Source organism: Streptococcus oralis, assembly GCF_001579525.1.
In the GTDB taxonomy this organism is placed as follows: Bacteria; Bacillota; Bacilli; order Lactobacillales; family Streptococcaceae; genus Streptococcus; species Streptococcus oralis_M.
On the sequence record NZ_LQZC01000011.1, the window covers coordinates 356,699 to 368,839 of the forward strand.

Annotated in this window: 9 protein-coding genes and 3 tRNA genes; 3 read left to right on the forward strand and 9 right to left on the reverse strand. The window is 34.5% G+C overall.

Going from position 1 to position 12,141, the window contains the following annotated elements; all coding sequences use genetic code 11:
• Positions 1–5: 5 nt before the first annotated feature.
• Positions 6–1,031, reverse strand: coding sequence for a tryptophan--tRNA ligase (gene trpS, locus SORDD25_RS08465; protein ID WP_061853345.1), 1,026 nt, complete (start codon positions 1,029–1,031; stop codon positions 6–8).
• 195 nt (positions 1,032–1,226) lie between these two features.
• On the opposite strand from trpS, the gene SORDD25_RS08470 reads away from it, so the two are divergent.
• Entirely contained in the window at positions 1,227–2,849 is a 1,623-nt protein-coding gene (locus SORDD25_RS08470; protein WP_061853346.1) for an ATP-binding cassette domain-containing protein, read from the forward strand.
• A gap of 61 nt (positions 2,850–2,910) precedes the next feature.
• Entirely contained in the window at positions 2,911–5,463 is a 2,553-nt protein-coding gene (locus SORDD25_RS08475; protein ID WP_061853347.1) for a YfhO family protein, read from the forward strand.
• A 21-nt stretch (positions 5,464–5,484) separates the two neighbouring features.
• On the opposite strand, the gene SORDD25_RS08480 is transcribed toward SORDD25_RS08475, so the two are convergent.
• Positions 5,485–8,139 (reverse strand): YhgE/Pip domain-containing protein, encoded by a 2,655-nt coding sequence (locus SORDD25_RS08480; RefSeq protein ID WP_061853348.1) that lies wholly within the window; start codon positions 8,137–8,139, stop codon positions 5,485–5,487.
• A gap of 128 nt (positions 8,140–8,267) precedes the next feature.
• On the opposite strand from SORDD25_RS08480, the gene SORDD25_RS08485 reads away from it, so the two are divergent.
• A complete protein-coding gene (locus SORDD25_RS08485) occupies positions 8,268–8,810 on the forward strand; it encodes a TetR/AcrR family transcriptional regulator (RefSeq protein WP_061853349.1) in 543 nt (180 codons plus the stop codon).
• Positions 8,811–8,845: 35 nt separating this feature from the next.
• On the opposite strand, the gene SORDD25_RS08490 is transcribed toward SORDD25_RS08485, so the two are convergent.
• From SORDD25_RS08490 to rlmH, 7 genes are all read right to left on the reverse strand, one after another.
• A tRNA-Asn gene (locus SORDD25_RS08490) sits at positions 8,846–8,919 on the reverse strand.
• Positions 8,920–8,924: 5 nt separating this feature from the next.
• Positions 8,925–8,996, reverse strand: a tRNA-Glu gene (locus SORDD25_RS08495).
• Positions 8,997–9,047: 51 nt separating this feature from the next.
• Entirely contained in the window at positions 9,048–9,800 is a 753-nt protein-coding gene (gene comE, locus SORDD25_RS08500) for a competence system response regulator transcription factor ComE (protein ID WP_000866079.1), read from the reverse strand.
• Positions 9,797–11,116 carry a competence system sensor histidine kinase ComD gene (gene comD / locus SORDD25_RS08505; protein ID WP_061853350.1) on the reverse strand — a complete coding sequence of 440 codons (1,320 nt, stop codon included), beginning with the start codon at positions 11,114–11,116 and terminating at the stop codon, positions 9,797–9,799. Before comD ends, comE begins: the two co-directional genes overlap by 4 nt.
• A gap of 20 nt (positions 11,117–11,136) precedes the next feature.
• Positions 11,137–11,262, reverse strand: a complete 126-nt coding sequence (comC, locus tag SORDD25_RS08510; RefSeq protein WP_061853351.1) for a competence-stimulating peptide ComC — start codon at positions 11,260–11,262, stop codon at positions 11,137–11,139.
• A 164-nt stretch (positions 11,263–11,426) separates the two neighbouring features.
• Positions 11,427–11,500, reverse strand: a tRNA-Arg gene (locus tag SORDD25_RS08515).
• 43 nt (positions 11,501–11,543) lie between these two features.
• Positions 11,544–12,023, reverse strand: coding sequence for a 23S rRNA (pseudouridine(1915)-N(3))-methyltransferase RlmH (gene rlmH, locus SORDD25_RS08520; RefSeq protein ID WP_061853352.1), 480 nt, complete (start codon positions 12,021–12,023; stop codon positions 11,544–11,546).
• Positions 12,024–12,141: the final 118 nt, after the last annotated feature.

Consider the following 12,141-nt stretch of genomic DNA (forward strand, 5'->3'; position numbering starts at 1 on the left):
ACCTATTATTTAAAATAATTTAGTCCCATTGCTCCCTTAACTTCAGATAGAGTTTGCCCTGCAACCTCACGCGCTTTCTCACTCCCTTTTTGAAGCATATTGTACACTTCTCCCATATCCTTAGCAAATTCGATACGGCGCTCACGAATAGGGCCAAGTTCCCGTTCTAATATTTCAAGTAGATAACGTTTCGTCTTCACATCACCAAGACCACCACGTTGATAATGTTCTTTCATATTCGCAATTTCTTGAGCATCTTCTGGACGACCAAACACATCTAGATAATGGAAAACCATGTTTCCTTCAATCTTACCTGGATCCTCAACCCGAATGTGGTCTGGATCAGTATACATGCTCATGACTTTTTTACGCAAAGTATCCGCATCATCTGCTAGATAAATACCATTATTAAGGGATTTAGACATTTTAGCATTTCCATCTAAACCTGGCAAACGCCCTGCCCTCTCATTTTCTGGATAAATACCTTCTGGCTCTACCAAGACCTCACAATTATAAGCATGATTAAAGGAACGAACAATCTCACGAGTTTGCTCAATCATTGGTTTCTGATCTGTCCCAACAGGAACATAATTAGCCTTGAAGGCAGTAATATCTGCTGCTTGCGCAATCGGATAAACTAAAAATCCTGTCGGAATACTTTCTCCAAACCCTTTCTGAGCGATCTCTGTTTTCACTGTCGGATTACGCTCTAAACGTGCTAGTGACACCAAATTCATATAGTACATAGACAGTTCAGCTAACTCTGGAATCTGACTTTGAATAAAGATAGTTGATTTACTTGGATCTAATCCAACTGCTAGGTAATCTAAGGCAACATTCCCAATAGATTCTACAATCGTTTGAGGGTCTTTGGCGTGATCTGTCAATGCTTGTTGGTCCGCCAAAAAAACAAACATCTCATACTTGCCTTCTTCCTGCAGTAATACTCTATTTTTTAGACTCCCAACATAATGTCCAATATGTAGTTTTCCTGTTGGGCGATCTCCTGTTAAAATAATGGGTTTCGTCATTTTTTTCTCCTTCGAAATGGTCTCTTCAATTATAGCATTTTTTTGTTAAAATAACAGAAAATTATTAAAATCAAACAACTAACTCTTTGTAAACAAACCTGTAAACTTAATTGACATAAAATTGACAAACAAAAATTTGAATATTTCTCTCTTTTCTAGTAGAATAAATGTATTACATATTATAGGAGAAAAACATTGCTTACAGTATCTGATGTTTCACTACGTTTTAGTGATCGCAAACTTTTTGATGATGTCAATATCAAATTTACAGAAGGAAATACATACGGATTAATTGGTGCTAATGGTGCTGGGAAGTCTACATTCTTAAAAATCTTAGCTGGTGATATCGAGCCAACAACTGGTCACATCTCTCTTGGTCCAGATGAACGTCTCTCTGTTCTCCGTCAAAATCATTTTGACTATGAAGACGAGCGAGTTATTGATGTCGTCATTATGGGAAATGAAAAGCTTTACAACATCATGAAAGAAAAAGATGCCATTTACATGAAGGAAGATTTTTCCGATGAAGATGGTGTTCGTGCAGCCGAACTTGAAGGAGAATTTGCCGAGCTTGGAGGTTGGGAGGCAGAAAGTGAAGCATCTCAATTACTTCAAAACCTAAACATTCCAGAAGAATTGCACTATCAAAACATGAGCGAATTGGCCAATGGTGAAAAAGTGAAGGTTCTCCTTGCTAAAGCACTTTTTGGCAAACCAGACGTTCTTCTCTTGGACGAGCCGACCAACGGTTTGGACATCCAATCTATTACTTGGCTAGAAGACTTCTTGATTGACTTTGATAACACCGTTATCGTAGTATCCCACGACCGTCACTTCTTAAACAAAGTGTGTACTCATATGGCCGACCTTGACTTTGGAAAAATCAAACTCTATGTCGGAAACTACGACTTCTGGAAGGAATCTTCTGAGCTTGCTGCTAAATTGCTAGCAGACCGTAATGCCAAGGCAGAAGAAAAAATTAAGCAATTGCAAGAATTCGTTGCTCGCTTCTCTGCCAACGCTTCTAAGTCAAGACAAGCAACGTCTCGTAAAAAAATGCTTGACAAGATTGAATTAGAAGAAATTGTTCCTTCTAGTCGTAAATACCCATTTATCAACTTTAAAGCAGAACGTGAGATTGGTAATGATCTCTTGACAGTAGAAAATCTAACTGTAAAGATTGATGGCGAAACTATCCTAGACAATATTAGTTTCATCTTGCGTCCAGGTGATAAGACAGCTCTTATTGGACAAAATGACATCCAAACGACTGCATTAATTCGTGCAATTATGGGTGACATCGACTATGAAGGAACTGTCAAGTGGGGAGTTACTACTAGCCGTTCTTACTTGCCAAAAGACAACTCGACTGATTTTGCAGGAGGAGAGTCAATCCTTGACTGGTTGCGTCAATTTGCAAGTAAAGAAGAAGATGACAATACCTTCCTACGTGGTTTCCTTGGTCGTATGCTCTTCTCTGGTGATGAGGTTAACAAACCTGTAAACGTCTTGTCAGGGGGAGAAAAAGTACGTGTCATGCTTTCAAAACTCATGCTCTTGAAATCAAATGTCCTTGTACTTGATGATCCAACAAATCACTTGGACTTGGAATCTATCTCAAGCTTGAACGATGGATTGAAAAACTTTAAAGAATCAATCATCTTTGCTAGTCATGATCACGAGTTCATTCAAACTTTAGCAAACCATATTATTGTTTTGTCTAAGAATGGCGTCATTGATCGTATCGATGAAACCTATGATGAATTCCTAGAAAATGCAGAAGTACAAGCAAAAGTTAAAGAACTTTGGAAAGATTAAATAAGACTTCAAAACTCAGTTGGGGTAACCAACTGAGTTTTCTATCATTCTACGAGGTAACATGAAATCATTTTTTAAAACATATTGGACCTATTTTATTTCTTTCATCATTCCTTTAGTAATTATGACCGGAGTATACCTAACTCAAGGTATCTACTGGAATAGCGATACATCTCCACTATTAGGAGATGGTTTCCATCAATACGTTATTTTTGATGTGGCTTTACGAAATATTTTACATGGAAATGGTAGTTTGTTTTACACCTTTACAAGTGGCCTCGGACTAAATTTCTATGCTCTATCTAGTTATTACTTGGGTAGTTTTCTTTCACCTCTAGTTTACTTTTTTAATCTGTCGAATATGCCAGATGCTGTCTATCTGACCACTCTCTTAAAATTTGGATTGATCGGTCTGTCAACCTTCTTTAGTTTGAATAGATTATTTAAAGATATCCCAAAATTTTTAAAACTTACCTTATCTACTTCCTATGCTTTAATGAGCTTCACTGTCAGTCAGTTAGAGATAAAAACCTGGCTAGATGTTTTTATCTTGATTCCTTTCATTATAACTGGTTTACACCTACTTATAACACAAAAGAAGCGCCTACTATACTTTACAAGTTTGTCAATCTTATTTATTCAAAATTATTATTTTGGGTATATGACAGCATTGTTTCTTATTTTCTGGTATCTCTGCCAAATTTCTTGGGACTTTAAAACTCGAAAATCATCTTTTCTTGATTTTGTTGTTACCTCCTTTTTAGCAGGAATGGCTAGTTTGATTATGACTCTCCCTACACTGTTTGATTTACAAACTCATGGAGAGAAGTTGACTGCCATCACAAAATTAAAGACAGACAGTAGCTGGTATCTGGATATTTTCGCAAAACAATTCATTGGATCTTTTGATACAACTAAGTATGGATCTATACCAATGATTTTTGTTGGATTGCTTCCCTTTATTTTAACCATTCTATTTTTCACAATAAAATCTATAAGGTTTCACGTGAAACTTACCTATGCAATTTTCTTTACTTTTTTAATAACAAGCTTTTACATAGAAGCACTTGATTTATTTTGGCAAGGAATGCACACCCCAAATATGTTTTTGCATCGCTATGCTTGGATTTTTTCCACTCTGTTAATTTATACTGCAGCAGAAGTCTTAAATCGTCTGAAAGAACTGAAGCTATGGAATCTATTTATCTCACTTTCTCTTGTACTAACAGGATTTTTGGCTACTGTCTATTTTAAATCACACTATTCTTTTTTAACTAATTTGAATATCCTACTCACTCTTGAATTTCTACTAGTTTATGCTCTTTTACTTCTTGCAGTCATTAGAAGATTTATCTCTGTAAATCTATTTGCAATTCTTTTGTCTATATTTATAACGGCTGAGATAAGCTTAAATGCATCATCTCAAATGGAAGGAATAGCTAAAGAATGGGCCTTTGCTTCTCGTAGCGCCTATAATAGAGATATCACCGCTATGGAATCCATTCTAAACCAAATTGACAATCCATTTACACGTACTGAAAAACTGCAAATTCAGACTGGGAATGACAGTATGAAATTTAACTACAATGGAATCTCTCAATTTTCGTCTGTACGAAATCGTTCAGCTAGCACTAGTTTGGATAAACTGGGATTCAAATCCTCTGGAACCAACCTTAATCTCCGTTATGTAAATAACAGTCTTTTAGCAGACAGTTTATTTGGAATCCAGTACAATATTTCTGAAACTTCACTTGATAAGTATGGCTTTCAAGAGATTTATCAAAAGGATCATTTAACCTTATATAAAAATCAACTCTCTTTACCCATTGCCTTTGCCACTCAATCTATTTACACCGATGTAAACTTTAATAATCACACTCTAGATAATCAAGCTTTATTTATAAACCAGCTTGCTAATCTCAACTTAGATTACTTCTCCCAAATAGCATCTGATAAAACAGATACTTCAGATGGTTTAACCAGCATCACAGGTTCTGCTAATGAAGATGCAAAGATTGATTATCAAATTGAGGTTCCTCAAAATAGTCAAGTCTATCTCTCTTTTTCAAATCTTCATTTTACAAACGATAAGCAAAAGAAAGTTGACATCATTATCAATGGAGAAAAGAAGACTTTTACAACTGACAATGCATTTAATTTCTTTAATTTGGGTTATACTGAAGAACAAAAAACTTTCAATATCAGTGTTAGTTTCCCTGGAAATTCTCAGGTGTCATTTGAATCTCCAACCTTCTATCGTTTAGATACTCAGGCCCTAACTGAAGCAATCCAAAAAATTAAAGAACAACCTGTAGAAGTATCCACCTCTAAAAATAAAGTCTTTGCTACATATGAAGTAAAACAAGATACCTCTATTTTCTTCACTATTCCTTATGACAAAGGTTGGTCTGCATACCAAGATGGGAAAAAACTTGAAATCAAGCAGGCTCAGACTGGTTTTATGAAAGTTGATATTCCAAAGGGAAAAGGCACCATTACACTTTCCTTTATCCCCAATGGTTTTGTTATTGGAGCAGCCTGCTCATTAACTGCCCTTCTTCTTTTTGGGATCTATAATCACAGACGAAATTTATCTAAGACAGAAAAAGATTGACCAAAGAATTGGTCAATCTTTTTAATCTTCTTCCATTTTCTTAGGTTGATAAGCTAGCATACCTAAAGCAGTAAAGAAAGCTAGTGTTATAATAAGGAAAATCACTTGGTGATGAATATTTCCTGTCATAGAGATTGTTTGTCGTAAACCTGATACAGAGTAACTCATTGGTAACCAAGGATTGACACCCTTAAAGAAATCATTTGTTAAAGCAAGGGGATAGGTCCCTGCACTTGATGCTAACTGTAATAAAAGTAAAATAAGAGAGAAGAAAGCTCCAATACGGCTATTCCAAGTTGTTAAAGCTGTCACCATAGACATGAAAGCTAAACTTGTGATTATAATTAGAATCAAGGTCCTCATATCATGGTTCGCAGTCAATCCAATAAGATGGACACCTCCATAAACTAAAACACCTGCTAAGACAGCTATAATCCCATTTATTTCAGAGCGAGACTTCAACCAAGCCCAACGACTCTCTGGATGACGTCCAGAAGGCAACTTAGCAAAAATCATATTGGTAGATATAGCAGCAACAAAAAGAGCAACTGATATCATATAAGGAGCCATAGCAATCCCATTTACAGGGACTTGGTCATTGTCTGTTTTTGAGAGAACTAGAGGTTCAGATAATGTTTCTGCATTTTTAGATTCTGTTGAAGCTGATTTGAGCTGGTTATTAGCATTGCCTAATCCTTGTCCTAATGAATCAACTCCTGTCTGTAAATCTTCAAGACTAGAGGTTAAGGTTGTTCCACCATCTGCTAGTTTTCCAGCACCATCTGCAATCTTCATAGCGCCACTTCCTAGTTGAGATGCTGCAGAAAGTAACTGTGTTGATTTATCTGTTAATTGACCAGAGCCAAATTGTAATGTAGTAATACCTGCTATCAGCTCTGGACTCTTATTATTCAATTGAGCAGAACCAGATGACAAACTTTCTATACCTGATACTAATTCTGGAGCTTTTCCAGCTAACGCATCTACTCCAGCTGTCAAGGATGATGTGTTTTCTGTCAACTTACTTGATCCAGAAACTAATTGATCTAGACTAGTTGTTAAACTTGCATTCTTTTCACTTAGTTGATTAGCACCTATAGAAATAGTATCCAGTCCTTTAGTATAGTTTACAACTCCTTTTTCAATTGACTGACTTCCAGGAACTAACTGATTATTTACAGAAGTTTGTAATATTGTAAATCCATTTGACAAGGTTGTCAAGGAGCTAGATGCTGCAGGTAAGAGTTGATTTGCTTTCGTCTGCACATCAGATAGGTTAGATACTTGTTGTTCTGAATTCTCTATACTTTCTTTTAATCCTCCTACTGTCGTTAAAATTGTTTTTGCTGACTCAATAGTAGAATTAGAATTTTTAGAAATAGCTTCTGTCAGTTCTTTCTTTTGTTCCTCTGTAAGAGATTGATAAGTAGCTGTTGATTGAAGGTTTGCAAGAGTTTTCTCTTGTTCTGTCTGACTTTTGGTCACAATATCCTGAGCAAGAGTTGTTAGATTTGGCAAAGCTTCTGACAATGTACTTTTCAGTTGAGTATTATCTGATATTGTAAGAGCTTGTAGTGTTTTATTTAGTTCTCCTAAGCTTGTTGCCAATTGCGCTATTTCTTCATTTTGTTGAGATGAGGACTCTAATTGGCTTGAAATTTCTTTAATACCAGTATTTAATTGCTCCATTCCATCTCTTAGTGTATCTGATTGATTGGATAATTGACTTGTTCCGTTAGAAAGTTCTTTCACACTATTTGTATAAGCATTTACACCAACTGAAAATTGATTGAGACCTGTATCCAGTTGTGAAACACCACCTGTATAGGACTTTATACCTGTATTTAGCTGATTTACACCTGTCACCAACTCAGGAGTTTTTGAAGTTAATTGACCAAGTCCAGTGTCAACTTGTGAGACAGCATTTGTATAACTTTGTAAACCACTATTAAAAGTTCCTAAACCAATATGTAATTGCTCTATAGCAGACACATAGCTAGATAAGCCTTTTGTAAATTGATCCGCTCCATTTGAAAAAGTTACAGTTGAATTAGCTAGAGTATTAAGATTTGTCGTCAATGTTTGACTTCCCGTCACCAACTGATCGGCTCCATCAGCTAATTGTTCACTTCCTTCAGCTGCCTTATTTATTCCAGACTTCAAATCATTCATTTTTTGAAATAAAGCCTTAGTGTATGTTTCAGTAACATTAGTAGAGACGGTTTGTTTTAATTGTGTCATTGCAGAATCACTCATCTTACTTGCAATAAAGCTATGCCCACTTGACGTCTGATAATTAATCTGCATCTGTTCAGGATGATTCGTTAAGATAGAAGTAGCTTTTTCAGATAGATCACTTGGTAAAGTCACTACCATGTAGTAGTCACCATCTTCTAGCCCTTTTTCCCCTTCCTCTTCATTAACAAAGTGAAAATCTAAAGCCTTATTTTCTTTTAAATTAGACACCATGTCTTCACCTATTCTCATTGTCTGTCCATTATAAGAAGCTTCCTTATCTTTATTGACAACTGCCACAGGTAACTCCGATACTTGACCATATGGATCCCACATGGACGATAAAAATATAATGTTGTATAAAGCTGGAATGAGAGAAATTCCTATCATTACAATGATAAAGGTCGGTTTTTTAAATATTGCTTTCCATTCTTTAAACATATTTCCTCCTTTTTTACACATATTGTCTAAAATTTTGATATAATAGATTATACATCAAAAAATCTAAATTACAAGGTAAAAAATATTTTTTTAGACATATAGTCTATTTTTGTTTACAAGGAGGAATTATGAAAGAAAGTAACAAACGTTTAAAAACAAAACGAATTATCGAAAATGCCATGGTTCAATTATTGATGGACCAGCCCTTTGATCAAATTTCTACTGTCAAGTTAGCAGAAAAAGCCGGAATTAGTCGTTCCAGCTTTTACACTCACTACAAGGATAAGTATGATATGATTGAACATTACCAAAGTAAGCTATTTCATACCTTTGAGTATATTTTCCAAAAACATGCTCATCATAAAAGAGATGCTATTTTAGAAGTATTTGAATATTTAGAGTCTGAGCCACTCTTGGCTGCACTCTTATCTGAAAATGGGACAAAAGAAATCCAAAATTTCTTGAGAAATAAGCTTCACATTATGCTTAGCACCGATCTTCAGAAACGCTTTATGAAACTACAACTCACTCCAATTGAATTAGAATACAGCAGTATTTATCTAACAAATGCCCTATTTGGTGTTTGCCAGACTTGGATTGCTCACGGAAAAAAAGAAAGTCCGCAAGAAATGACAGACTTCCTTATGAAAATGTTAGGTGATGTCAACTAAAAAAAGAACACCAATGGTGTTCTTTTTTTATCTGACTCCGCCAGTAGGACTCGAACCTACGACATCATGATTAACAGTCATGCGCTACTACCAACTGAGCTATGGCGGATAAAATAGTCCGTACGGGATTCGAACCCGTGTTACCGCCGTGAAAAGGCGGTGTCTTAACCCCTTGACCAACGGACCATCTATCTGTAGCAGATATAACCATTATATCAATTTCTTACTAATTGTCAATCACTTTTTAGATTTTTTCTCTAGAATATCTTTTAGTTTGCGAACTTTCAAACGGGTAATCGGGCAACGATGATCTTCATAAAAGACAACTTCTAAATTCTTTCGATCAATTTCTCTCACATTTCCCACATTGACAAGGAAAGATTTATGGGAGCAATAAAATCGCTGGGTATGTTTGTCCTTTTCCTGAATATCTGTCATAGTTCCATAGAATTCTTTAGCAAAATTCTTACCAATAATCCGAAGTTTATGAGAAACTCCTGTGGTTTCGATATACAAAATGTCATGGTAAGGAATTTTCAAATCATTTCCCTTATAGTTGTAATCAAAATAGTCTACAACATCTTCGTTTTCAAGCAGCATACTCTTAGTGTAAAAAATACTCTGCTCGATACGTTTTTTGAACAATTCATCATTGATGTCTTTGTCTACAAAATCTAGAGCTGATACCTGGTATTTGTAAGTTAAGGTAGCAAATTCAGAGCGACTAGTAATAAAGACAATAATAGCATAAGGATTGTGATGACGGATAAACTGAGCCACTTCAAAGCCTTTTTTCTCGATTCCATGAATATCAATATCTAGGAAATAAAGCTGGTTTACTTCATCATTTTCGATATATTCCTTAAATTCACGAACTTTTCCTGTTGTCTTATATGAAATAGGAATATTCGATTCTTCCGAGATTTCATTTAATATTCTCTCTAGTCTCACTTGATGTTCAATAACATCTTCTAAAATTAATACTTTCATTCGAATTCCCTCTTAAATCTAATAATTTGTCTAAATGTGTTGTCTTCCATCTCTGTTTCTAAAATAATATTGTCATACTTATCTAAAATCTCTTTGACATTATTAAGTCCTAGACCTCTATTTCTTCCCTTGGTAGAAAAACCTAAGGCAAATAGATCTTCTGAAGGAGTCATAGTGATTTTGCATGAATTCTGGATAACTATAACTGTTTCAAAATCCATTTTAATGACTGCAACTTCCATTTGTTTCAAGTAACTATCTGCAGCACCTTCAACAGCATTGTTTAATAAAATGCTCATGATACGAACAAGATCAAGTAAATCTATTGACAGTCTAGTAATGATATCCTTTACTTCCAATGTAAACTCTACATCATTTTTTCGTGCATAGACAATCGATTGAGCAATTAAACTTCGTAAAGCAGAATCTTCTATGTTATTTAAATCAAAGTAAGTATATTTTTCTGACCTCAATTTTTGATTTGCTTTTACTAGGACTTCATTGTAAACCCTGTTAATTTCTTGTAAATCTCCACTGTCAATCGCCATTTGCATGCTGACAAGCATCCCTGCATAGTCATGACGAAAACCTCGAATTTCATTATACAACTCCACAATTTCATCAGTATAAGTCTGTAAATGTTTTTGTTCAAATTTCTTTTGTTTTAGAGCAATCTCTTTTTCAACTTGAACCTTGTGAGAATTCATTGCGAAGAAAATCAATAACAAGCAAATAAAAACAATGGTTGATAAAATACTTCCGAAGCTATTTAAATGATGAGTTGTACTTACTATATCTGAAATAAATAATAAGATATGCAAACCAAAGAAAGCAACTATTACTTTTTTTAAAAAAGGGTACAGATAATCTTTATCAAAATATTTAATATCTAGATGAAAATAACGAATTATTATTAGAATAGAAAAATAAGTCATCAACAATACTACGAAAAGGAATGTACTTTTATAGTGTAATACTACTTCATCTCCTGTTATAGAAGATAAGGTTACGGATATAAAAGTATGAGTACTGTGATATAATAAAGATAATAGTAAACTGATAAAAATAGCTTTGTATTTTTCAGACTTCTTTAACTTTCTTAAATAAAGGTACACAACCAAAGGAAATAAAAATTTAGACAAAGCAAAACTATTAGAAAATACTAGTGTAATAATTTCTTCAAGTATAAAAACTGAGCTGCATGTATAACAGAAAAAAACAATTTGTTCTTTTCTATTTATTTTACAGATCCATTCATAAATTTTGCTAATAATGATAAAATAAAAAATAGCTATCCCTAATCCAAATAAATCCATTACTCTCTACCTTTATTTCATTACTTTCTTCTTGGAAAAATAAGATTAAGAATTGTTTCTGAAATTCTCCAATCTCCACCCCGAATCTCCTGCAATTCTGACTCTGTTACCTCTTTAAATTGTTCCAACTTTACTGTATTTTTCATAATGAAATCTCCTGTATTATTTTTTCTTGTAAGTTAACTTACACACCTATTATACAAAATGAAGACCTTGTAAGAAAAAATTCTTCCCAACTGTACATTTTTGCACCTGAAACGCACTTTTTTAAGAAAAAAGCTGGGATAAATCCCAGCTTCGCATCTAAAATTGATCCCAGCAGGATTCGAACCTGCGACCGTTCGCTTAGAAGGCGAATGCTCTATCCAGCTGAGCTATGAGACCTAACATGACCATTCTATCAAAAAACAAGAGCTAAGTCAATCTTCTATTTGTGGTAAGGAGAACCCTGTTGAATTGTAAAAGCACGGTAAATTTGTTCAACTAAAACCAATCTCATTAACTGATGTGGTAATGTCAGACATCCAAAACTGACAGAAAGATTGGCCCTATTTTTTACAACAGGAGCTAGACCCAAACTTCCTCCAATGATAAAAGTAAGAGTTGAGTATCCTTTGATAGAAGCTTGCTCTAGTTGCTTACTCAATTCCTCTGAGGAGAGTGTTTTTCCTTCAATGGCTAGTACAACGACAAAGTCTCTTTCTCCAATCTTAGAAAGAATTCTTTCACCTTCTGTTTCCAAGATTTTTTGATTTTCTAATTCACTGGCTTTGTCAGGTGTCTTCTCATCAGTGAGCTCAATCATTTCTAATTTGGCAAAACGTGAAATTCGTTTTGTATATTCAGCAATTCCATCTTTAAGGTATTTTTCTTTTAATTTTCCTACTGTTACAATTTTTATTTTCATTCTTCTATTCTATCATATCCACACTTCATTTCACATCTTATACACAAAAAAATCATCAAAAATTACTAGTGAATTCACAGAATAAAGTGAGTTATCCACAACTTGTGTAAAACTTTAA

What these genes read in the sequence shown, in the direction of transcription:
- SORDD25_RS08485 (WP_061853349.1), top strand. Translation starts at nt 8,268, where the DNA reads ATGAAAGAAAGTAACAAACGTTTAAAAACAAAACGAATTATCGAAAAT.
- rlmH (WP_061853352.1), bottom strand. Translation starts at nt 12,023, where the DNA reads ATGAAAATAAAAATTGTAACAGTAGGAAAATTAAAAGAAAAATACCTT.
- trpS (WP_061853345.1), bottom strand. Translation starts at nt 1,031, where the DNA reads ATGACGAAACCCATTATTTTAACAGGAGATCGCCCAACAGGAAAACTA.
- SORDD25_RS08480 (WP_061853348.1), bottom strand. Translation starts at nt 8,139, where the DNA reads ATGTTTAAAGAATGGAAAGCAATATTTAAAAAACCGACCTTTATCATT.
- SORDD25_RS08475 (WP_061853347.1), top strand. Translation starts at nt 2,911, where the DNA reads ATGAAATCATTTTTTAAAACATATTGGACCTATTTTATTTCTTTCATC.
- comD (WP_061853350.1), bottom strand. Translation starts at nt 11,116, where the DNA reads ATGGATTTATTTGGATTAGGGATAGCTATTTTTTATTTTATCATTATT.
- comC (WP_061853351.1), bottom strand. Translation starts at nt 11,262, where the DNA reads ATGAAAAATACAGTAAAGTTGGAACAATTTAAAGAGGTAACAGAGTCA.
- comE (WP_000866079.1), bottom strand. Translation starts at nt 9,800, where the DNA reads ATGAAAGTATTAATTTTAGAAGATGTTATTGAACATCAAGTGAGACTA.